This window comes from Salinivibrio sp. IB574, assembly GCF_001996205.1.
Lineage (GTDB): Bacteria > Pseudomonadota > Gammaproteobacteria > Enterobacterales > Vibrionaceae > Salinivibrio > Salinivibrio proteolyticus.
The window spans coordinates 1-22,667 of the sequence record NZ_MUFN01000046.1 but is presented as its reverse complement, the minus strand read 5'-3'; the positions used below and the strand labels follow the sequence as shown (position 1 = coordinate 22,667).

Below are 22,667 nucleotides of genomic sequence, written 5' to 3'. Positions count from 1 at the left end.
GTCATAAACCTATTCAGCCCGCACCACGGCTGAATAGGTGATGTCTGTCACGTTTTTATCGTTAGTGTTCGATGCAATTTATGCTGGTCATTCGTTCGCCACACTGATAGAGTGCCGCCCCTCACACACCTTGTGAGCGAACTAATGCTTAAATCTACACAAAATAACGATCGACTTGTTGCCGTCTTTACTATCGGCTTTGTCGCTCTCTTCCTTGCCTTTGCTCTGTTTGACCTCGAACATTTTTCCACTGTGATTCAGTCGCTGTTTGCTGAATCTGCCAACCTTTTTGGTTACTGGTGGCAGTGGCTAATGGTGATCAATTTCGTGCTGGCGCTAGCCATTGGCGGCAGTAAATTTGGTAAGTTGAAACTGGGCGCCACCGATACCGTCTCAATGAGCCGTTTCCGCTGGGTTGCGATGATCATGTGTACTCTGCTCGCGGGCGGCGGTGTTTTTTGGTCAGCGGCTGAACCCATCTACCACTTTATGACGCCACCTCCTGCGTTAGGCGAGATGGAAGCCGGCGCGATGCAAACGGTCGCCCCTGCGTTAAGCCAAAGCTTCTTCCACTGGGGCTTTTTAGCTTGGGCAGTGTTGGGCACCTTGGCGACCATCGTGCTGATGTATGCCCACCACCAAGCAGGCGTGCGTCTACGTCCTCGTGCGCTGCTATACCCGTTGCTTGGTGACAAGCTAGAAAATCACTGGCTAGGCTCTGTGATTGATGCGTGTTCTATCATTGCCGTTGCGGCGGGCACCATTGGTCCGATTGGCTTCCTTGCCACCCAGTTGGGTTACAGCTTGGAAAGCTTTGTCGGTATCGAGAACACCATGTCGATGCAAATGCTTATCTTGGCCGCGGTCGTGGCGATTTACTCTATTTCTGCCTTTACGGGAATGGATAAAGGTCTGCAATGGTTAAGCCGGATGAATGTGATTGGTGCGGCCGTGCTGCTTGCGGTTGTGATCGTACTGGGTCCAACGAGTTTTATCTTTGAGCAGTTTGGTGCTGGCTTTAGCTATTACCTCAATAACATGCACACGCTGGCACTCAACACCGATAACGGCAGCTGGAATGCATGGTGGACATGGTTCTTCTGGGGCTGGTTCATTGGTTTTGCACCCATGATGGCCATCTTTATTGCACGCATCTCGAAAGGCCGTTCTATTCGTGAACTGATCTTTGCTGTTGCGATTTGTGCACCGATTGCGACTAACTTCTGGTTCTCGGTACTGGGCGGTACGGGTATCTTTTATGAGTTGCAGTCTCCGGGGAGCATTTCCGGCCCGATGGCGGATGCGGGTTTGCCGGCGATCTTGATTGCATCGCTATCCCAATTGCCGTACAGCGTGGTTCTGATCCCAGCCTTTATGCTGTTGACCACCACCTTTGTGGCGACCACAGGTGACTCTATGGCGTATTCCATTGCGATGGCGGTCTCTGGTGACAATCAACCGACACGCGCGCATCGTCTATTCTGGGCGATTGTTATGGGCGTAGTAGCCGGTGTGCTCTTGCTGGCTGGTGAAGGCGGCTTGAATGCGTTGCAGTCGTTCATCGTGATTACAGCTGTGCCTGTCTCTTTCTTGATTGCGTTTACTTTCATTACCGGCCCAATAGCGGTGATGCGAATGCAAAAAGAGAAAGAAGCGAATCTTGCGCTAGAGCCTGCGACAGCAAGCTAAGCGTGGTATACGCAATTGATAGAAAAGCGCCGATTATCGGCGCTTTTTTTTACGTTTAGCGGTGGTGACACTCTGTTACTTCGGCTGCCATTGACCGCTGGTGACGAGTTTATCCATCACCTTATCGACCGCGACTTTTGCTTTGGCAACAATTTCATCAACTTCGTTGGGTGTCACCACTAAAGGTGGCGCAAAGCCGAGAATATCGCCGTGTGGCATCGCACGGGCAATTAAGCCTTGCTCCAAGCACGCGGCAGCAACTTGTGGTCCCACTTTCATGTTGGGGTCAAAGTGGCTACGATTGGCGCGATCGGGCGAGAATTCGAGCGCATGGAGCAAACCAATCCCGCGGCTATCTCCAACCAGTGGGTGGTCCGCAAAAGCGGCCTGCATCTTCATTTGCAGGTATTCACCTGTGGTTGCAGCATTTTGGGTGAGGTTTTCGCGCTCGATGATGTCTAAGTTACATAGCGCGGCGGCTGCGCCCAGTGGATGTCCAGAGTAGGTGTACCCGTGACCAATGGCCCCCCATGCATCGGTACCGTCTTCCAGCACATCCCACACCTTGTGACCGATCATCACCCCAGACAGAGGCTGATAAGCGGAGGTTAACCCTTTGGCAACGGTGATCAGATCAGGCTTCATATCGTAGTAAATCGAGCCAAAATCACTACCAATACGGCCAAAGCCACACACCACTTCATCGGCGATCAGCAGAACGTCGTACTTATCCAGGACCTTGCGAATCGCGGTCCAGTAACCTTCTGGTGGCGGTACGATCCCTCCGGTGCCAAGCACGGGTTCGGCAATCATCGCGGCGACGGTATCAGAGCCCTCTGCAAGGATCATTTTCTCGAGTTCATCGGCACAATGTTGTGCAAACTCAGGCTCGGTCATGCCGCTATCTTCACGACGATAATAGTAGGGTGCCATGGTGTGTTTGATACGCTCTATGGGCAGATCAAAATGCGCATGGAACAAGGGAAGCCCTGTTAACGACCCGGATGCGATACTGGAGCCGTGATAGCCGCGATCGCGAGAAATGATTTTCTTTTTCTCGGGTTTGCCGCGAGCGTTGTTGTAGTACCACACCAGCTTGATTTGTGATTCATTGGCGTCACTGCCTGACATCCCGTAATACACCTTGCTCATGCCCGGCGCCATCTTGATAAGTCGCTCAGACAAGGTCACCAGTGCTTGGTTGGTGTGGCCCACATAGGTGTGATAGTACGCGAGCTTTTTGGCTTGCTCGTAAATGGCCTCGGCCATTTCTTCACGGCCGTAACCAATGTTCACGCAATACAAGCCCGCAAACCCGTCAATCAGCTCAATACCTTCTGAGTCGGTGATACGAATCCCTTTACCTGTCTCAATCACTCGGCCAGGCATTTCGCCGTGGGCGTACTGCTTCAAGTGTGTTGATGCGTGGAAGACGGTGTTTCTGTCTTTTTCCAACAAAGCTTTCGTTTCTGGACGCATGATCAGTCTCCTTATCCTTACGCAAACCTTAATTAGCTGCCGCTCACGGTGGGCAGGCCACCCAAACAGTAGTATTTAATTTCACTAAACTCGTCGATACCGTAACGGCTCCCTTCACGGCCTAAGCCTGATTGTTTGACACCGCCAAAGGGAATGGGATGTCCGGTCATTTTCACTGAATTGACGCTTACCATGCCGACTTCAAGACCGCGCAGACAGCGCCAAATATCACGAATGTCATTGCCGTAGACATAGGCGGCTAAGCCGTATTCGGTGTCGTTGCCCATGGCAATGGCTTGGTCGAGATCATCATAGGCAATGACCACGGCCACAGGGCAAAAGGTTTCTTCTTGATACACCAACATATCGGGTGTCACTTTGGTGACTAGGGTGGGTGCAAAGAAGTTTTCGCCGAGATTTGGGTTAAGCTTACCGCCAATCACGGTGGCACCTTTAGCGATGGCGTCATCCACCAAGGCTTGCGCTTTATCCACCGCGCGAGAGGAAATTAATGGACCAATATCGGTGCTGGGCAACAAGCCGTTACCCACTTCAAGTTCGTCCATTAATGCGGCGAAGGCATCGACAAAGGCTTGGTACTTGTCACGTGGCACCAAGATTTTGTTTGCGGCGAGGCAGTCTTGTCCTGAGGTTTGGAATTTCGCATCGATGGCGGCACGTGCCGCTTGCTGAATATCCATGTCTGGCAGAACGATAAAGGGCGCATTGCCGCCAAGCTCCATGGCGCACTTTTTCACCGTGTGAGCACTTTGCTCGAGCAGCAGACGGCCGACACGGGTTGAGCCGGTAAAACTCATCGCTTTGACTTTGTCACTTTGACACAGCTGAGTTGAAACCATGGGGGCATCACCCATGATCACGTTAAAGACACCGGCTGGGATCCCTGCGCGTTCCGCAAGCTCGGCCAATGCGAGGGCGGAGAAGGGCGTTTCTTCCGCGGGTTTAACGATAACGCTGCAGCCAATGGCGAGTGCGGCTGCCGCTTTGCGAGTGATCATTGCGCTGGGAAAATTCCACGGGGTGATCAAAGCGGCAACGCCAATGGGTTCACGCAAGGTCGCAAGGTGAGCGTTAGGAATATGGCTTGGCATAGTGTCGCCGTAAACACGTTTTGCTTCTTCTGCAAACCAACGTATAAAAGACGCACCATAGGCAATTTCGCCTTCGGCTTCGCGAAGTGTTTTGCCTTGCTCGAGCACCATCAAATGCGCGAGATCGTGTTGGTTATCCATCACTAAGTCATGCCATTGCATTAAGCGCTCCGCACGGGTTTCGGCCGACTCCGCACGCCACAGATGAAACGCCACTTGCGCATCGTCGATGGTTTGATTGACTTGTGCAGCGCTCAGCGAGGCGGTGTAGCCCAGAATTTCTCCTGTGGCAGGGTTCATCACGGGCGTATCGGCGTCGCCGTTCACCCACTTACCGTTGCAGTAGGCGAGCTGTCGAAATAAACGCTGATCGTCGAGATACGCGAGTACATCTGAACTTGCTTTACCGGCCACGTCGTGACGCAGAGCATTTGCGGCGGTACCTGTGTAGTTAAGATCGCGTGATTGGAATACGGTCATACTCCCTCCTCATCGTAAAGCAGCGACGCTGCCTATCAGCGTTTGCCTTCATTTACTGTATGCAAAGTGCCCGCGACAGGTTTTCTGTTCGAACTGTCTAACGGCAAAATTTTTTCTGAAACGAGGGAAAGGCAGAAGAAAATTTTCTGGTGATAACAAAAACACCCATTGCGCGTGATAAATGGCGATATAGAAGACGCCGGTATTTAAAAATTAGGCGCACCAACCGCAGGGTGCGCCTAAGGAAGGAGTGATTACTGGTTTACATCGAGGGTGACGCCACTAAAGGCACGGTAGGCTCGAATGCCAATAAACACTTCATCGCCCGCGTTGACATCAAGGCTGCAGGTTTCATTGTTACCACTGGTGTAAGGACGACAGCTAAACTGGTTGAGATCTGGCTTGGTGCCCTTTTCAACGTATAAATCCGCATCGCCGGTTCCGCCATACATACGAATGGTGGCAGTGCCCGCTTGCGGTGCGGTATATACGAAATGCTGCCAACTGCTGCTAGCGCCACTGAGATCGGTTTTAGGGTAGTCGTTGTCACTGCCCACCGTGAAACTTTTACTCGCAGAGCTGGTAAGGCCTTGATCATCGGTCACCGTGAGGGTGACGGAATAGGTGCCTGCGGTGCCGTACTGATGGGATGCAGTGACACCGCTACCTTGATAGCCATCACCGAAATCCCATTGATAGCTCACGATTTGCCCGTCTGTGTCGCTTGCACCACTGGCATCAAACGCACAGCCAAGTGCAGTACATTGACCGTTGAAGACCGCCATAGGCGCGCCACCGGCTTGATGATCCCCTTGTGGTGGAACATTATTAAACTCACTGGCGACTTGCGGCCAGATCTTATCAATCCGTACCCCTTGGTTTTCACAACCACCAAAATGGTGGAGGGCAATCACGTTGCGGCTGCTGCTTGCCAGCACCGGAGAACCTGATGAACCGCCTGTGGTGTCACAGAAGTAACCCGCATCTGTATTTGTGCCTCGGCCATTGGTTGCTGCGACATCAATCTGGCAAATCCCACCATTGTTTTGGTCACTTTCAATGGCAAGCTCTTTCGGGTTACCGGCGCCGTGTTGAGGAATAAAGATGGTTTCGCCAACTTGTGGCATGCGTACATCAAGACCCATATAACCAAACTGGGCAATTCGCGCGAAGTCATTGACGCTGAACAGGGTGTAGTCGAGGGTATAATCGGTTTTGAGTAACTGATCCCCTGTGACTTTAACGATGTCACTGATGGTGCCGCTGCCGCAACTTGGACGCTGATAATTAAACCATATTTCCGTGCTAGTCAGCTCAGACTGGCTTTCAACACAGTGATTGTTGGTGAACATATGATTATCTGGTCCTACGCGCCAGCCAGTACACAAGCCACTGCCATTCATAAGCAAGCGTGCGACAGGGCGACTGCGCTCATATTCCTCTGGATGGCTATCTTGCCAACATGCCACATCTTTACGCTCGTTGATTCCGCACGTCGATAGCGTGCCCACGTCTTGGGCTGCCGCCATCAGGTTTTCCGGATTGCCCGCTTGGTAACGATCGACACGTAGCGCATGCTGAGGTTGCCATTGGGTGCCTGTGGGAAGGACGAGCGTCACAATTGCGGTGTCGCCGTGGACGGACATGGCCGAAAACTGTGTCACACCGTCGTCACCCTGAGTGGGATTAAATGTGCGCTTGCCATTGGCTTGATTGCTATAGCGGTAGCTCTCAGTCCCATCGGCGCTTGTCACATCGACATAAGCGCCATCAGGCAGTGAAAACTGTGCGAAGTGTACCTTGACGAAGGCGGCGTCTGCTTGATGTATTTTTATGCTGTTTTGATACGTTTCACCGAGTGCGGTAGCACGAAATGTTTTTGGAGGCGCTAAATCGGCTTGGAGACTGTACTGGCTTGCGATGTTAATGGGAGCGGGAGTTGGAAGTGTGTCTGCCGCTGATACGGGGAGCGCCATGCCGCTAAGAAGCGCAACGCTGACGGATAGCATAACTGACTTATTCATTATTATCCTCTATCTACAGTGAGTGAGTAAGACATCAATGTCTTCCCGATAGAGGCTAGTTAAGCCGACGTGAGTCGTGTAATCGCTATGTCTAGAATGATAGACTTATCAAGCAATCATGAAACAGTTGCTTTTATGTTGCTAAAAAGTTAAATGTTAGTCCGGAAAGTCTCACTAAATTATATGTTTATCAATAGTTATTAGCGGCGATATCCGGTGTTTCGAGTGGTAACGTCAACGCAGGGCGTTTGACTTGCTTGGTGACGATATAGGTGTAGTACTGTTTTATGCCTAAATTATCAGTCAGCCAGTTGTCGATAAGCCGTTGGTAATAGTCAATATCGGTCACGCCAAGCCGAACAATGTAGTCTATCCCCCCACCTGTGGCCCAGCACTCTTTCACATCTTCACAGGCTTGCATGGCGCGCTCAAAGCGTTGAAAGCTGTCGACATCGTGCTGGCCAAGCGTGATTTCGACTAACACGGTATTTAACTTCACTACCGCATCTGGGTTAATCCGCGCGCCATAACCTTCAATGATCCCTGCTTGCTCGAGGCGTTTGACACGCTCCCAACATGGGCTGACCGATAAATTGATCGCTTGGGCAAGGTTAGACTTGGTGATCCTTCCATCTTGCTGGAGGATTTGAAGGATTTTTATATCAAATTTGTCTAACTTCATGGCGCCTCCACTAAACAGGCTCAGCAATTACGGCAAAGGTATCGCCCATGTAAATACGACCGAGGTGGCGCTTAGCCAGCAAAATGCCATCACGCTCGGCATAGTAAGGGACGGGCTCTGTTCCTGTCCGTTCGATGTTATGTACTTTGCCGATCAAATCACCACGTTTGATGGGATCGCCGAGGTGTACACAGAATTCAATGATGCCGGCATGTTCGCTTTGGACGTAACAATGCTTGTCAGGCAACTCCAGTGCGATGGGAGGTACACGGGGATGGCGATAGTCGTCTTGCAACACGCCAGAAAAGACCAAAAAATTATGAATACCACGCTGGGTGATTGCGATCGATTCCGGTGTGCTGGTGCCACCGCCACCTAACTCGGTGGTAACGAAAATCTTGCCTTGTTGCTCTACTGCGGTGTCGTACATGCTGGTGGCGTCCATCTCGGTGGTTTGCACCTGATAAGGTGCACCGAATAAGCGCGCGCCCTCTGCACAAGCTTCCGCTTGTTGTAGATTTTCTAAACGGTGAGACGCGGCATAGGGAATAAGATCCAAGGTTTTTCCACCAGAATGGATATCAAGTGCAGTATCACACTGTGGGATTAAATACCGAGTGAAGTAATCCGCGATCTGCTCGGTGACGCTGCCAGTGGGCGAGCCGGGAAAGGCGCGATTCATATTGCCTTGATCCCAAGGTGATGTGCGCGTGCCTGCGGTTACTGCGGGTGCGTTCATCATGGGTAAGATAATCACTCTCCCTTTAATATCGCTTGGCATCAGTTGATGACAGGTATTGAGTAGCGCGGTGATACCTTCATATTCATCCCCATGATTACCGCCGGTCAGCAGTGCGGTTTTTCCCTCGCCGTTTTTGATCACGGTAATGGGGATGGTGACACAGCCCCAAGCAGACTGGTCGTGCGAGTGAGGCAGTTTTAGGAAGCCGTGCTGCACGCCATCGGCATGGAAATCGACGGTGGCTTCAATCGCGGTAGGTTCCATAACCTCTCCTTGTGATGTGTCTTGGCATGTTATACGGCTTGTCGCAGTAAAGTTTGATGTTAAATCATCACTTTATCAGTGTAGCCAAAAATACCCACTTGGCTGAATAGAAAAGGGCACAATGGCTGTGCCCTGATTGATTTTATCGATAGATGCCGCTAATGCTTGATAAAAAGCTGACGGGGCAAATCACACAGTGTTTGCGCACCATCTCGGGTGATCACAATGCTTTCTGTGGTTTCCATCCCCCAATCTTTCATCCACAATCCCGGCATAAAGTGGAACGTCATTCCCTCACGCAAAATGGTTTGATCGCTGGGGCGTAAGCTCATGGTGCGCTCTCCCCAGTCGGGTGGGTAGCTCAGCCCAATCGGGTATCCACACCGTGCGCCTTCTCGGTCAAATCCATAGCGCAACAACGCATCATTGAGCGCATTGGCAATGTCGCCACAGGTATTACCGGGCTTGGCGACGGCGAGTCCAGCCTCAAGGCCGGCTTGCAGGGCTTCATCCGCACGTAGGAACTCATAGCCCGGTTCGCCCAAGAAAATGGTACGAGAGAGCGGACAATGATAACGACGATGTACACCGGCAATTTCAAAAAAGGTGCCTTCTCCCCGTTTAAACGGACGATCATCCCACGTGAGATGAGGGGCGGCGGCATCACCACCAGAGGGTAGCATGGGGACTATGGCTGAGTAGTCACCGAAGTGACCGTCATGACCGACTACCGCATGCTTATTGATCTCGGCCACCAGTAGGTGTTTGGGTAAGCCGGGCTCAATCATTTCAAAGGCCACACGATGCATGTTTTCTACAATGCGTGCGGCGGTGTGCATATAGGTCAGTTCTTGATCGGATTTCACCGCGCGACACCAGTTGACCAACCCAGTCGCATCGACCAAGGTTGCCATCGGGAGGTTTTCTTTTAATGATTCAAACGCGGTGGCACTGAAATAATAGTTGTCTTTCTCAACACCGATCCGTCCGCGATCCCAGTAACGTTCAGCGAGTACATAGTTAGACAAGTACTCCATGGGGTGGAGCGGGGGATTCATCACGTAGTGGTCAGGATAATAGGTGATGCATTCTGCACTCATGTAGACAGTGCGTAATGCACCGTTAGCGTCTTGAATGCGACCAAACCAAAGAGGGTCGCCTGTCGCGCCGATCACAACACATTGAGGCACATAAAATGACCAACCATCATAGCCTGTTAACCATGCCATGTTAGAAGGGTCATGGACCAACAAGGTGTCGATCTCATGCTCTTCCATCGCATAGCGAACCTTCGCTAAACGGGCGCTGTATTCTTCGTATGAAAACTTCAATACAACGTCGCTCATACGCATGACTCCTGTCCAATACCACGACTGTGGCGCTACTAAAACGTACTACTGACCGGTAATCGAACTTGGATCAAAGGCGATTACCGGTACAGAAAGGTGCCGTTTTTCGGTCTTGTTATCGAACAAACGGAGGAGGCTCGCTTGTGTGTGCGGCTGTACATCTCTGATTTTCATTGTCTAATTTATTGACAATGGCGCACTGCTCTCCACAACAGGATAAGGTTTTGTTTCGCCTCTAGTTAAGGGTTACACCATAGAGTGAAATATCGTCAAGTTTTGTTAGAAACAATTTTGTCACTAAACTGCCAATTTGTGCGGACAGTTAAGTGTTGGATCGAAACGCGAAGGTGTGGGAAGGGGGAAGACATACGCGGAAACAGATTATGAATAGCCTAGGCAACTCGTTATCCCGCACCTTACGTGTCTTTCCTGTGCTTTGGATGACAAAATACACAGAGGTAAAGAGCAATTGCTAAGGCAAAAATTGTATGTAGCCAGGTAGCTGTAGAGCGTCTACTATCTTGTCGTTGAAAAAGAGTATGTCTCCGGCATCGTAACCCTGAATTCAGATAATTTGTGATCTGGATAAATTGAGGTATCTAGGTGTGAAGTATGGTCAAGAGGTAAAGATAGGCCGGGCAACTCCTGAGGGCTATGAAAAGTGTATTAATCTGATGAACAAGATTTCTAGTGAAATTATAAGCTTGAAGATGAAATCAAAAAGTCCTACCATATAGCTCTCGAGTGATTTCTATCTAACCAGTAGCGCCAGTTGGATAGGCTTTCCGTTACACTCCAAACCGGCCACTGCGCATTAGCAACTTACGACTATATGAAAAAAAATATAAAGCTCTTTACATGGGATCGATATTTAATATGTATAATTGCTATTGCAATTGGGTCATGCATATCTCCTTTTAAAGAATATAGTTCAACTGGTATGATTTCAAATCAATCCCTGATTATGTCAGCTATTACATTTGTAATAGGGGTTATAATCGTTATTATTATTGGAGCTTATGCAAATAAGTCTGAAAAGGAAAATTAATTATGTTCAAGCTTGGTGATCTACAGTGGTTAATTCCTATTTTAGGTGGGATATATGGGTATTTGCTTGCTATTGGTACTGTTCCAAGAAATCCAAAGAATTCCGAGAAGCTGGAATTATGGAGAAGGAAGTTTGGAAAAATGATGAAAATACTATGCCCCTTTATTGTGGTTTTTGGTTTTCTGAAGTTATTCAGTATTTTATAGGAAGTTCTAACAAAAAAATCAAAATTGATGGGCAGGGTCGGTCAGAGCGAGAGCATGAGTGTTTATTTTTCAACCATCGTCGGTATGCCTGCGGCTAAAGCCTTTTCTAAGAAGTTGGGATTCATGAAACAGCGCTTCTGTTTGGCCACCAAGCTGATATTGGTCGACTCAGCCCGCACCATGTTTGAGGCCATGTGTCGCAGGCAGGCTACATTTGCTGCGCCATTATCTTTATAAATTTGAGCATACGTGATCTTGCTCTGTGCTTTCCCTCTTTTTAATCTTCTCTATTAAATGTTAGTCGACGTGTGTTTTGCCATCAAAGCGTTTATTTGTCAATGAAGTGTGCTATTGCTTACATTTTCTATTTGATAACTCGCTTTGGTAGGCAAAACACCAGTGTTAAGATGAAAAAAAACAGAGATGCCCACTGGATTGTAGGGTTTGGTAAGTTCATTGTACGAACAATAAATGCCTCAAAAAAGGGATCCTAGCTGCCACGCCAGCTGTCTGTGTGCCATGTTGGAATCTTGCCCAGAACTGAGTGCCTAAGAATAAAAAAAATATAATTTTAAAAAAAGGAGGGTGCCATTAGACGGTATGCGATTTAGGCGCCAAAGGGAATAGATTAAGGCAAAAGAGATAACAAAAAACAATACAGGAGCGATTATTTTTGTACCTCATTTATACAATGAATATGTTGTAAAACTATCACTTACGGACTCTGCCCCCAGAGATAGTTGGCTTGAGGCTTGATAACCTCTCAGATAATCCTCAGAGCTATATCGAAATAGCTTAAATTTTTTAGCATTTTTTGCCCTTAAGTCCAAGTGTTAGACGTTAGTGTGAACGCATTATTTTTAGTGAAAATAGTAATTTTTAGTTTATTTATCAGGCGCTTACTTTGGGTTTTTGGGAAAGCAAAAAATAACAATGAGCATACAAAAAATAAATGATAGCCACTGAACGGCAGGGTTCGGTAGATGTAAGTAATGAACTATAATATCCTCAAAGAAAGTAACTCTCACAGGCACGCCAGCAGTCTTGTTTCCATATTGAAAAATAGAAAAAAATTGTATTGCAAAGGGAAAAGGTAAAATAATTCTCAGAAAAAACTTTCCTTTGCATGGCTTGGTACTTATTCGCCATAATAAATAGACAAGACAAATAGATGCAACAGAAAACACTATCGCGCCGGCCATTTTTTCATCTCTTTGTATAAGGAGGCAGCAGTCATACCATCACCAACGGCTCCTGTAATAAGCTATACCCACAGTGGAGTGTGACTTTTTCGAAAAGAAACGATCGTGATGAAAGTATTTATTTACTGCCTTTTGGGAGTTAGTAGCCCTAAAAATAAACATATAATGATGCTAAGCCATCTAATTACTTCATTTTCTTCAAATGATAGGTTTGGGAATATATCCATCAATAAAGTTCCATTTATGAAAATAGAGTAGTAATTCCCACCGATAAAACCAATAACTAGAACAACGTAGATGAAAAGGCATGCTGAGTTTTTAAAGGGTATACGAGACACCTTTCGTAACATGGCTAATAAAAAACCTGTAATGAAGAAAAATAAAACTTCGCTCAACTTTACGAGTCCTTTATAACTTTGATGTTGTAGTGATCTGCTGTTGTTTGCACTATTAGGGCAAACCTTCTCATTGCTTGATAACCTCTAAAATAACACTCAGAGTTATATCGGAATAGCTTAAATATTTTATCTGGAACTTAAAAAATATTTAGTTTTATGTGAAAACACACATACGTGAATTTTTATTGCCACTTTTTAGGATGGCAAAAAAATGCTATGTAAATAACGAAAGCCAAAGCAACGAATTGAACATTGTTGGGCAAGCCTAGGCTTTCTACCAAAAAATCTTCAAAGAAAAAAATCCTGCCATCCACTCCCCCCTTTACTGGCATACTGTATGAAAAAATTGAGTAGTATTGCCCACCAACAACAAACAAAACGATATATTTAAAAATATATAACCATCTTTTTGATCTTTTCTTGGACCATACTCTTAAGCTATAAGCTAGCGATGCACTTATGACAATGAAAAATATAATTTCAATCAACTTTTTTGACCTCTTTGCTTATAGAGTGGATAGAGCTGGCATCTGATAGAGTTTCTATAAATAAAGAACCTTTTGAGGCTGCTTGATAACCTCTCAGGTAATCCTCAGAGCTATATCGAAATAGCTTAAATCTTTTAGCATTTCTGCTCTTAGTCCAAGTCTGGGATGTGCCCTTTGATAGTATTTGATAAGCCTTGTCGGCATCTTTTACTGTGGTTGTTTTTGCTACCATTCCGTAGCCCGACAAGGCCAAATCTACACCGTAGTAGGCCATGTTTCCATAGCTTTTAGGATATCCTGCAAATTCGGCGGCACCTTGATAAGCTTCGCGAACCAAGCCAGTTGCATCTTCGTCGCCATCGACAAAGTATTTACCGTTTTCATACATGTTGTTAAGCCCATGAGTCACCAATAATGTGCCGATCGAGCATAATGATGCGGCAGAGTATATGCATATTGCTCCACCCGCGGCAACTTGCATGGCACCGGCAATAGTACCGATTCCTTTTGAGGCAATTAACGAAGACTGCTCCATTAAGCTGGATTGCTCTCTTTTCATTTCGGTAAGAGCTTGCTCTTTGGTTTTCTTGCCCCGCTCTACGTCATTAACCAAGCACTGTTCAAACCGATCAATATCTCTGACGAATTGATTCTTCAAAACCCCACTTCGAATGTGACGATTAGCGAGGCTTGTAGCTTGCATGGTTAACCCTTTGCCAGCTTTTCTAACAACGGCAATGTCGTAAGACGAGGGCTTAGATCTTACTCCCATCGTTCGTAGCCTTGGGTACCAGTAATATTATGCTTCCAGACGATATCTTTATACCGAAGAGCAATATCCTCGGACATATCTTCATCGCCAGAAATAAGGACGTGAGGCTGGTTAAACGACAGGTGTGCGATAACGGCATCAACTAACTCAATGGTGTAGTAATTTTCGTTGTGGCCTTTATCATTGGTTCTGTAAAACCTTATCTCACACTGAATCTTTTCTTGCTTTGAAAAAGCAAGTCCAAGAAGAGGGGAGGCCTTATCGATCGGCTTGGTGATGGTTAAAGCACTGAGAGTTTTTCTGACTTGGTCCGCTTCTTTTTCTAGCGAGTAGTTGCAGGCTAAAACGGTTGCTTCGTCCGTATGTGAAATCTGCGCTTTTCGCCCGATAGAGTCATCGGTATTGCAACCTTGGGTGATACAGCCTTGCGTTTCTCCAATCATCTTTATGTATGCGGTATGGGCCACGTTTTACTCCTAGCCTAGCTATTTATTCGCCGAATATATCAATTTTGATTGGACAGAAATAAAGGCAAAGGACTTTCTGGAATCAATCTCTCATTTGAGTGAGTGAATGTAGATTAATCGTAAAATCAAGGTGTTAAGTTAGATCATATTGAACTGTCTGATCGTGGTGGATATTTCGGTGACAATATTCACTTAACAAATGGGAAAGAGATGAGGTCTGTGTAAGAGTATGTAGTAGACTAAGAAATCAATAATCTAAACCGTAATACCTGAATTCTTTAAACCCGTAGATAACCGCATAGAGGGCCTGTACTATGTGGTAAAGCAGTATATCACAGGCCCTCATTAGATTATTGTTTTTTCAGCACATACATGTCGGCTAAATCACCGTCGATACGCTCACCGTTCATGTCGAGCATGATGATTTGGTTCTCTGCCACGAAGAACTGATTGGGCGTGTCGGTTAGGCCTTGGAGGGTGACGATGGTGCCCATGTCGCCCCAAGTGAAGGTCCCTTCTTCTTTCAGTGCCTCACCTTCTTTACCTAGATAGGTTTTGGTCAGTACATAGGTGTTATCGTCGTTCAGCGTGAGGCTGGTTTCGATACCTTCACAATCCGCACAGGGGACGACACCTTGATACGTACCATTCCAATCTAGCGAGTTCTTCGCATTATGGTGATCAACCATATCACTGACGGCATCGCCTGCCGCATCAACTGCATTCTCGGCGCTATCCATTGCTTGTTCTGCGCCAGCTTGAACATTTTCTACCGCATTTTCAACTTGAGTCTCGGTTGCAGGTTTGTCATTGGCTTGTTGCTCACAGCCCACTAAAACAGCGACAAGAGCGAGTGGTGCTAGTACAAATGCCTTTTTCATGATGACCTCTTTTGCATGTTAGATGCATGATTACTTTAAACGTGATGAGGGCGTTGCCCTTAATGGATGTACTCATTGTAGCGGCAGACAGGAGGGGGGTGTCATTGTTAAGCTAGGCTTAAGTCAATGTTATTCGATGAAAGTAAAGAAATCGTCAACTGATCAAAACTGGGATTTACTTCGTTAGTAACAAGGTTGCCGAATAGCAAAGCGGTCAATGAACGCGTCAAACAACAAGGAGCGATGATGCAACAACACAAAATTTTGATGGTGCTGACATCTCACGATGCCCACTCGCCGCTTTGATGGCGATGCTGAGCTGCAAGATATGATTAATAATACCGTTAAGTTGAGCGATGTGAATGCGTACGAGTACGATGCGATTTTCTATCCCGGTGGTCATGGCCCATTGTGGGACTTGGCGGAAGACCCGACCTCCCGTCAGCTGATTGAGACTTTCTACTATCAGGGCAAACCCGTTGGTGCGGTATGCCATGGCCCAGCAGTGTTCCGCCATACACGTTCAGATCGTGACGAGCCACTGGTGAAAGGCAAACGGGTTACTGGTTTTACCAATAGCGAAGAAGCTGCCGTTGGCTTAACCGAGGTAGTCCCCTTTTTAGTCGAAGATATGCTCAAAGAAAACGGCGGTCTTTATGAAAAAGCGGATGACTTTACCTCGTATGTGGTTACTGATGGCAACTTGGTCACCGGGCAAAATCCGGTGTCGTCCGAAGCGTGCGTCAATGCGGTATTGGCGTTGTTAAAGTAAGTCACATGATAGTCTCTCGATGAAAGCGCCTGCGGGCGCTTTTTTTGTATCGGGCGAGATTACTAGGGGTGTTTTTTATTCAATGGATTCGTGTAGATTAAAAACATAGGGATAGAGACGATCTTTGGTCGTTCAATACCGGCTATTTATACACCTTTTAGCGGTAATGGGGTGGAGGGAAAAAGGGGATGAAGTGGCTAAAGCGAGGTTTGATAGCGCTGGTGCTGATAGGCGCGTTTGTGGTCATAGTCATGGATGACCCAAACGCAGGGCTTAAGCGTCAAGCCATTCACTTTAACGCTGGCGATAACCAGCTCGCCGGTGAGTTAATTTTACCTGTAGGTACTGAGACGCCACATCAGTGTGTGGTGTTTGTGCATGGCTCTGGTGACGTGCCGACCGATGCGTTTGGCTATTACCTCCCACTTTGGCGAGTGTTAGCGGCGAATGGGTGGTGTGCGTTGTCTTGGGATAAGCCGGGCGTGTTGGATTCCAGCGGGGATTGGCGGTCGCAATCGATGCAAGATCGCGCCAATGAAGTCGCGGCGGCGATTCGCTATTTGCGCCAAACCTTGGGGCTAAAGGATGGCAAGCTGGGGTTGATGGGCTTTAGCCAAGCTGGTTGGGTGATACCCAAGGTGGCGCACCAAGTAGAAAACATCGACTTTTTGATCAGTGTCGGCGGGGCAGTCAACTGGATGGCGCAATCCCAGTATTCTGGACGTCAACGGCGATTAGCCACCGGATACAGTGAGTCAGAGAGTGCGACTGAGCAAGCCGCGGAGGCGACAGTGGATGCCTTGATTCAATCCGGCGCGTCGTATCAGCAGTATCTAGACCATATAAATCAGGATGACAAAGCGCCCATGAGCGAGGCCTTCTGGAAATTTGTACAACGTAATTGGGCCTCGGATGTGACCGCGGATTTTACCGATCTCGACGTGCCCATATTAGCGTTGTTTGGTGCGCAGGATGCTTATGTCGATTCGGATAAAACCGCTTCAACCTATCATCAACTGTTTGCTAACGCGCCGCTGCCTTTTTATCACGTGCGTGTGTTTGAACATGCCGATCACAGCCTACTGCGCACCGACAACATCGCCAATGCGCACAGTAAGCGTCACCGCTGGTTAACACTGGCACGGATTTGGTGGCAGGGGGAGGCAGCGTTCGCCGATGGTGTGATGCCATGCTTAACGGCTTGGCTGGCTCAGTTTGAGAGTGGGCAACCAAGACCGACAACTATCTGCGTGCCCGAGCTAAACACGAATACGACGCAGGGGTAACGTTTCATTTTGCGGTGAATTGGGGTTTAATGCAGGCATTGACGCTAACGCTAAGAGAACCAGCATGCAAATATGGGTAGATGCGGACGCTTGTCCGGTCGCAATGCGCGAGATGATAGTCCGCGCGGCACACCGAACACACATTCAAGCCACCTTTATTGCCAACCAGTTTATTCGTTTACCGCCGTCGCCCTATGCCAGCGCACGTCAGGTGGAAAAGGGCTTTGATGTGGCGGACAACCAAATTGTTGCCGAGGCAGAAGCGGGCGATTTGGTGATCACCCAAGACATTCCGCTCGCGGATGAAGTGATTGAAAAGGGCGTGATGGTGATTAACACCCGCGGTGAATTGCTGACCAAAGAAAACATCCGTGCTCGACTTAATATCCGTGATTTTATGGAAACCATGCGCAGTAGCGGTGTGCACACCGGCGGGCCTGCTCCGCTTGGTCCGCAGCAAAAACAAGCCTTTGCCAATCAGCTTGATAAATGGCTAGTTAAAGCGCAGCGTTATCATGCCGCGCAAGCAAAATCGTCTGATTAAGCCGGCCCGCTTTTTCTCTCATCACTCAATTTTTTCTGCTGGCTAAATAGCAACCGGTGCCCACTCGCTATCTGCGAAGTGGGCAATCAGCGCATCTAGCAATGCACGCACCGCCGGTGGTTGGTTGCGACGTGACGGGTACAAGGCGTAGATATCCATCGCTTTGGGTTGCCAATCGGGGAGCACCACCTCCAGCTGACCTCGCGCAATGGCACTATGAGCCAAATACACTGGCTGCATGCTCACGCCCATGCCCTGAATGGCGGCACTGAGCAAGGTGGTCGCCTCGTTGGCAGATAGCTTACCTTGCACCTCAACCGCGGCGTGTTCCTCACCTTTGTCTAAATGCCAAATTGGCCGATCAAATTGTTTGTAACTGAGACAGCTATGCGCGGTGAGATCTTCTGGTGAGCGGATGGGTGTATGGGCGGATAAATAATCCGGTGCCGCTACCAAGACGGAATCACACGTGGCGATCGGGCGACCAATTAGGGAAGGATCTGGGTTGGACGCAATACGGATGGCAATATCAACCCGTTCCGCAATCAAATCGACTGCTTTATCCTGCACCTCAATATCCACATCGACCCCGGGATGAGCGGCCATAAAAGGCTTTACCGCGGGGATCAGTTGCGCAAAACCAAACGACATACTGGTGGCCACCCGTACTTTGCCGGTCAAGCCCGTCTCTTGCTGCCATTGCTGTGTCAGGGCATTGGCTTGCTCAACCCATTGTTCCAGTTGTGGCAAGCTTTGCTCGCCGGCGGAGGTTAACGATACTTTGCGCGTGGTGCGCTGCAATAAGCGTACGCCTAACCAGTCTTCCAGCGCTTCCACATGGCGAGTCACCATGGGGCGCGACATCTCGAGCCGCTCGGCAGTGGCGGTAAAACTTTGCGTAAGGGCTACATCAATCAATACGCGGGCGGCAGTCAGTGTGTCCATGTCAATCTCATCTATGCTTAAGAGCCACCCGTTCGTAAGGCGGGATGACCCGTTTGCATGCTCGAATTATGAAATAATGATGTAAATTATTAGCTATATATCTGAACAAGTCGAGCCCGTAAACTGCACAGCATCTCAACACCGAATGCAAAACAACGGAGCACGACGATGAAATTGATAAAAACCCTAGCTGCCTCTTTATTACTGACTGGTAGCGCAATGGCAGCAAATAATGCTGAACCCTTGAACTTAGACGTATATAACGCGGATGGTAACAGCTTCCACGTAAACTCAACCTTGGTGTATGGCGAAACCGAAGCCATGGTGGTTGATACGGGCTTTACTAAAGCAGACGCGCTGCGTATTGCCGCTAAAGTGCTGGACTCTGGGAAAGAGCTGACCACCATCTTTATCAGCCAAGCCGACCCAGATTACTACTTTGGTGCGGAAGTGCTGCACGGCATGTTCCCTGATGCCAAGGTGATCACCACACCGGCCGTACGCGCCACGATTGCAGAAAAACTGGACGGAAAAATGGCATTTTGGGCCCCAAAAATGGGTGACAATGCCCCGCAAAACCCTGTGGTACCCGCTGCTTATACCCGTTCATCATTGACATTGGATGGCCGTAAAATTGAAATTCGTGGCGCGAAAGGCGAGCTGGCGCATCGTCCGTATCTTTGGATCCCAGCCAACAAGGCGATCCTTGGTAACGTCGCTGTGTATGGCAATGTTCACCTTTGGATGGCAGACGCACAATCTGATCAAGCACGTGAAGGTTGGGCCGCACAACTAGAAGAAATGGCAGCACTGAAGCCTAACGTGGTGATCCCAGGACATATGACTGCGGGGACGGCGCTAAACGCTGACACCATCGCCTTTGCCCAGCAGTATTTGCAAGACTTTGCCGAGGCGAAAGCAAACAGCAAAGACAGTGCTGAACTGATTAAAACCATGCAAGCGAAATATCCGAAAGCGGGTTTGCCGATGGCTTTGGAAATTGGTGGCAAAGTACATATGGGAGAGATGGAATGGTAAACGTCCATTATGTTTTTGACCCAATGTGTGGCTGGTGCTTTGGCGCCGCCACCTTGATTGAAAGCCTGAGCAACAACTCTGAGATTAACTTGCAGCTTCATCCGGGTGGTATGCGTGAGCGTGCGCCGATTGAAGACAGCTTTCGTCAACACATTTTGGCGGCAGATCAAACCATTGCCGATCAAACCGGACAGACATTTGGTCAAGCCTATCTTGACCGCGTAGCAAGCGATCAGCCGGTAATTTTGGACTCCTTTATGACCGCGCAAGCTATTCTCGCTGCTCAGCAGCTTGATGGTAAGGGCGCGGAGATGCTGAAACGCATCCAGCGGGGCCATTATCAGCAAGGTCGCTCCGTCTATGACGCTGACACGCTCGCAGAGCTTGCCAGTGAGATGGGGATAGAAGCAGAGGCTTGGCAACAGGCGATGAATCGTGCCGAAAATGACGTGATGCCCGAGGTAAATCAAACCCGTCAATTGATGGCAGCGCATGGCTTACGAGGCTTTCCATCCATGCTGGTGGAGCAAAACGGTCAATGGCAAGCCATCACAGTGAGCCAATACTATCGTCGCCCAGACGCATGGCAGGCGCTGTGGCAAACACTGACTCAGGCATAAAGCAAACAAACGAAAACGGCGAGCATAAAGCTCGCCGTTTGTGACTTAAGGGGGAGAGTTAGAGGCTAGCGCCATTCCCACTGACTGCCCTTGATGTCAGCCTCAACTCGCCATGTATTTGCATTCCATTTCAACGCATTATCTAACGCATTTTTCATTTGCCCACCCTCAAATCGCCATGTTTGGCTCGGGGTGTCAGCGCACGATTCCATGCTGATTTGTACACCTTGCTGATCCAAGCATAAATCTGGTGCCACTTTACTCATGAGTTTTCCTTCAGGGGTTAATTGCCACTGCTGGTTACTACCACCATGACATTGCCAGCCAAATACGCTTGCGCCGGGATGGTTGCTGCTCGACTCAACGTCGAGGCAATGGTTGTCTTGGGTCACAAGCTGTTGCCACAATGTAGTGGGCGTTTGTGCGCCTGCCGATGCATCGAAGAGCGTTGAAACAACAGCGGTCATAGGCTGTGAGTAACGTGATGCATGGGGTGCCTGACGCTGCCAGCTCTTGGGGACGGGCTGATCAATACGCCATGAACCTTGTCCATCATAGTAAGATTTAGCAATGGCATTGGGAGTCGGTGTCCACAAGAAATCAGGATGACGGTTCTGGTACCACTCGCCGCCAATGATATCGCCTTGTTTATCCAACTCTAAGTCGTAGTAGTAAGTGACTCGAGAGACGCCATCGAATGTTGGAACATCTTTCTCACGATGAGTAGGATTGGTTTCAACCATATAGTCGACCACCATTTGCACACCGACTATCGACTGCGTACTTCTCGAACGGTATTTCGCGAACTTATCTTTTCTATATTGGGTTAGTGGGATCTTAACCTTGTTGGGATCATTCGAAGAGCGGTGAGTTTGTGGGTTAAAGTAGGTAAGTTTGTATCCGAGAATCGGTTGGTTCCAAACTTGATAGTCATAGGTCGCGTCCATGATCATGCTGCGCCCCGTGATGCCGATTTGATTTAACACCGCTAAGTGCCAGCTGCCCGGGTTGTTGTCGACACAATCGGGCTCAATAATCCGGCCATTTTCATCTTTTTGTGGATTTTTGATATTACACCGACCACCAATAAATTTGGTGTCAAAAGGGGCCTCCGCCCACAGTAAGGTTCCTAATGCCTTAATGTCTGAGGGATAAAACTTTAACATCTCGCCATTCGCGTCCGGTACAGAAACAGATTGTTTGGGGCGAGGCAGCATGTACGCGGCTGCAGCCCAGCCATGACATAGTCCCATCCATTTTTCTACATGCCCTTGTGACTCGAAGTAACCTTTTCCAGAATCCCACGACTTTTTGGTTAATGTGTAGTTCGCGTCGCCTACTAATAAATCATACTTTTCTGCGGGGGAAAGCAAATCACGTTGATGATCAGGATAAGTATTAACGGGCTTGATAGTATGAGAGAAGTCATAATAACTTTGCCAATTAGAGGCGGAAAGCTCTCGGTCTGCATAGCGCCATGCCGCGGCACCTGAATATAATGGCCAATAGGTATCTGACCATGGCTGTGTTGTCAGTTTTTTGCTAATCGGTGCTTGCTGGCTTAATACTGATAAATTACGGATTAAATTATTTCCTGCGTCAACTAAGCGAGCGGGGTTATCATTATACAAGCGTATGTTTGATAAGGGCTCGATAATACGATCATTAAGGTCTAATGGTGGCGGTGTGCCAACTGCGCGCGCCATAATGTCATCACGTATCCTTGCTCGAAAGCGCTCTACAACATTAGCTTCAGGGGTTTGATAGTTGTCGCCCCCTTTCGGAGGAAGTGCGTTCATGACCTTTTGGGGGTCTTGATGGAATTCCGTCATAAAGGTATTTATTTGTTGATCATCCGCGGAAGCGGATAATGGTATAGCGATAGCCAACAATGTGATCATTCTTTTCGTTGTAATTACTCTACGTTGTTTGTTTTTATGTTTTGTTTGCCGAGTGGAATAGTTCTTTAACGGCGAGCGGACACTAGTTTTAGTGATTAATGAAATCAATATATTATTATTTTTAGACATAAAAACTGTGATAGTAAACATGAAAAGACGAGTGGCGAACTTTCTGTTTTTTATGGATAATTTTGTCTACATATTAAATTGTCATTTAATATAGATTAGTTTTTATTATTAAYGCGCTCGAATGATAACGATTGCAAAAGCCATTTATT

16 protein-coding genes and 2 pseudogenes are annotated in these 22,667 nt (G+C 48.1%); 6 read left to right on the top strand and 12 right to left on the bottom strand.

All coding sequences use genetic code 11. The annotated features are described in order from the left end of the window. Positions 1-144 precede the first annotated feature (144 nt). Positions 145-1,689 (top strand): BCCT family transporter, encoded by a 1,545-nt coding sequence (locus BZJ17_RS16035; RefSeq protein ID WP_077641420.1) that lies wholly within the window; start codon positions 145-147, stop codon positions 1,687-1,689. 75 nt (positions 1,690-1,764) lie between these two features. Here BZJ17_RS16035 and BZJ17_RS16030 read toward each other — a convergent pair whose 3' ends face one another. From BZJ17_RS16030 to BZJ17_RS15970, 10 genes and pseudogenes are all read right to left on the bottom strand, one after another. After that, positions 1,765-3,168: an aspartate aminotransferase family protein gene (locus BZJ17_RS16030; RefSeq protein WP_077641419.1), complete on the bottom strand. Its 1,404-nt coding sequence runs from the start codon at positions 3,166-3,168 to the stop codon at positions 1,765-1,767. A 32-nt stretch (positions 3,169-3,200) separates the two neighbouring features. Continuing rightward, positions 3,201-4,760, bottom strand: coding sequence for an NAD-dependent succinate-semialdehyde dehydrogenase (locus tag BZJ17_RS16025; RefSeq protein WP_077641418.1), 1,560 nt, complete (start codon positions 4,758-4,760; stop codon positions 3,201-3,203). A 254-nt stretch (positions 4,761-5,014) separates the two neighbouring features. After that, entirely contained in the window at positions 5,015-6,784 is a 1,770-nt protein-coding gene (locus BZJ17_RS16020) for a PKD domain-containing protein (protein WP_108743839.1), read from the bottom strand. 190 nt (positions 6,785-6,974) lie between these two features. After that, complete coding sequence (locus tag BZJ17_RS16015; protein WP_069587859.1) at positions 6,975-7,466, bottom strand: Lrp/AsnC family transcriptional regulator; 492 nt, start codon at positions 7,464-7,466, stop codon at positions 6,975-6,977. A gap of 10 nt (positions 7,467-7,476) precedes the next feature. Then, positions 7,477-8,472: a N(2)-acetyl-L-2,4-diaminobutanoate deacetylase DoeB gene (gene doeB / locus BZJ17_RS16010; protein ID WP_077641417.1), complete on the bottom strand. Its 996-nt coding sequence runs from the start codon at positions 8,470-8,472 to the stop codon at positions 7,477-7,479. Positions 8,473-8,630: 158 nt separating this feature from the next. Further along, complete coding sequence (gene doeA, locus BZJ17_RS16005; RefSeq protein ID WP_077641416.1) at positions 8,631-9,818, bottom strand: ectoine hydrolase DoeA; 1,188 nt, start codon at positions 9,816-9,818, stop codon at positions 8,631-8,633. Positions 9,819-11,137: 1,319 nt separating this feature from the next. Further along, positions 11,138-11,317: pseudogene (locus BZJ17_RS17535) on the bottom strand (ISAs1 family transposase); the annotation flags it as partial. Positions 11,318-13,155: 1,838 nt separating this feature from the next. Further along, positions 13,156-13,866, bottom strand: a complete 711-nt coding sequence (locus tag BZJ17_RS15980) for a DUF4225 domain-containing protein (RefSeq protein ID WP_241836831.1) — start codon at positions 13,864-13,866, stop codon at positions 13,156-13,158. Positions 13,867-13,925: 59 nt separating this feature from the next. Continuing rightward, the gene (gene tssD / locus BZJ17_RS15975) at positions 13,926-14,402 is read right to left on the bottom strand and encodes a type VI secretion system tube protein TssD (protein ID WP_077641411.1); all 477 of its coding nucleotides are present in this window, start codon (positions 14,400-14,402) and stop codon (positions 13,926-13,928) included. 350 nt (positions 14,403-14,752) lie between these two features. Further along, positions 14,753-15,283: a copper resistance protein NlpE gene (locus BZJ17_RS15970; RefSeq protein ID WP_077641410.1), complete on the bottom strand. Its 531-nt coding sequence runs from the start codon at positions 15,281-15,283 to the stop codon at positions 14,753-14,755. Between the two features lie 340 nt (positions 15,284-15,623). Here BZJ17_RS15970 and BZJ17_RS15965 point away from each other — a divergent pair. The 3 genes and pseudogenes from BZJ17_RS15965 to BZJ17_RS15955 all read left to right on the top strand — a co-directional run. Then, positions 15,624-16,055 (top strand): annotated as a pseudogene (locus BZJ17_RS15965) (type 1 glutamine amidotransferase domain-containing protein); the annotation flags it as partial. 188 nt (positions 16,056-16,243) lie between these two features. Continuing rightward, positions 16,244-17,341, top strand: coding sequence for an alpha/beta hydrolase (locus tag BZJ17_RS15960; protein ID WP_077641408.1), 1,098 nt, complete (start codon positions 16,244-16,246; stop codon positions 17,339-17,341). 64 nt (positions 17,342-17,405) lie between these two features. Then, on the top strand, positions 17,406-17,885 hold the full coding sequence (locus tag BZJ17_RS15955; RefSeq protein WP_077641407.1) for a YaiI/YqxD family protein: 480 nt from the start codon (positions 17,406-17,408) through the stop codon (positions 17,883-17,885). Positions 17,886-17,927: 42 nt separating this feature from the next. Here BZJ17_RS15955 and BZJ17_RS15950 read toward each other — a convergent pair whose 3' ends face one another. Continuing rightward, on the bottom strand, positions 17,928-18,830 hold the full coding sequence (locus BZJ17_RS15950; protein WP_077641406.1) for a LysR family transcriptional regulator: 903 nt from the start codon (positions 18,828-18,830) through the stop codon (positions 17,928-17,930). 168 nt (positions 18,831-18,998) lie between these two features. Here BZJ17_RS15950 and BZJ17_RS15945 point away from each other — a divergent pair, with 168 nt between their 5' ends. Both BZJ17_RS15945 and BZJ17_RS15940 read left to right on the top strand, forming a co-directional pair. Next, complete coding sequence (locus tag BZJ17_RS15945; RefSeq protein ID WP_077641405.1) at positions 18,999-19,868, top strand: MBL fold metallo-hydrolase; 870 nt, start codon at positions 18,999-19,001, stop codon at positions 19,866-19,868. Further along, entirely contained in the window at positions 19,862-20,488 is a 627-nt protein-coding gene (locus BZJ17_RS15940; RefSeq protein ID WP_077641404.1) for a DsbA family protein, read from the top strand. Before BZJ17_RS15945 ends, BZJ17_RS15940 begins: the two co-directional genes overlap by 7 nt. Before the next feature lie 65 nt (positions 20,489-20,553). Here BZJ17_RS15940 and BZJ17_RS15935 read toward each other — a convergent pair whose 3' ends face one another. Beyond that, positions 20,554-22,389 carry a ricin-type beta-trefoil lectin domain protein gene (locus tag BZJ17_RS15935; protein WP_077641403.1) on the bottom strand — a complete coding sequence of 612 codons (1,836 nt, stop codon included), beginning with the start codon at positions 22,387-22,389 and terminating at the stop codon, positions 20,554-20,556. Positions 22,390-22,667 lie beyond the last annotated feature (278 nt).

Coding starts and splice junctions, on each gene's coding strand:
- BZJ17_RS15960 (WP_077641408.1), top strand. CDS start 16,244: ATGAAGTGGCTAAAGCGAGGTTTGATAGCGCTGGTGCTGATAGGCGCG.
- BZJ17_RS15945 (WP_077641405.1), top strand. CDS start 18,999: ATGAAATTGATAAAAACCCTAGCTGCCTCTTTATTACTGACTGGTAGC.
- BZJ17_RS15970 (WP_077641410.1), bottom strand. CDS start 15,283: ATGAAAAAGGCATTTGTACTAGCACCACTCGCTCTTGTCGCTGTTTTA.
- BZJ17_RS15955 (WP_077641407.1), top strand. CDS start 17,406: ATGCAAATATGGGTAGATGCGGACGCTTGTCCGGTCGCAATGCGCGAG.
- BZJ17_RS16025 (WP_077641418.1), bottom strand. CDS start 4,760: ATGACCGTATTCCAATCACGCGATCTTAACTACACAGGTACCGCCGCA.
- BZJ17_RS15935 (WP_077641403.1), bottom strand. CDS start 22,389: ATGATCACATTGTTGGCTATCGCTATACCATTATCCGCTTCCGCGGAT.
- BZJ17_RS15950 (WP_077641406.1), bottom strand. CDS start 18,830: ATGGACACACTGACTGCCGCCCGCGTATTGATTGATGTAGCCCTTACG.
- BZJ17_RS15940 (WP_077641404.1), top strand. CDS start 19,862: ATGGTAAACGTCCATTATGTTTTTGACCCAATGTGTGGCTGGTGCTTT.
- BZJ17_RS16015 (WP_069587859.1), bottom strand. CDS start 7,466: ATGAAGTTAGACAAATTTGATATAAAAATCCTTCAAATCCTCCAGCAA.
- BZJ17_RS16020 (WP_108743839.1), bottom strand. CDS start 6,784: ATGAATAAGTCAGTTATGCTATCCGTCAGCGTTGCGCTTCTTAGCGGC.
- BZJ17_RS16030 (WP_077641419.1), bottom strand. CDS start 3,168: ATGCGTCCAGAAACGAAAGCTTTGTTGGAAAAAGACAGAAACACCGTC.
- BZJ17_RS15980 (WP_241836831.1), bottom strand. CDS start 13,866: ATGCAAGCTACAAGCCTCGCTAATCGTCACATTCGAAGTGGGGTTTTG.
- doeA (WP_077641416.1), bottom strand. CDS start 9,818: ATGAGCGACGTTGTATTGAAGTTTTCATACGAAGAATACAGCGCCCGT.
- doeB (WP_077641417.1), bottom strand. CDS start 8,472: ATGGAACCTACCGCGATTGAAGCCACCGTCGATTTCCATGCCGATGGC.
- BZJ17_RS16035 (WP_077641420.1), top strand. CDS start 145: ATGCTTAAATCTACACAAAATAACGATCGACTTGTTGCCGTCTTTACT.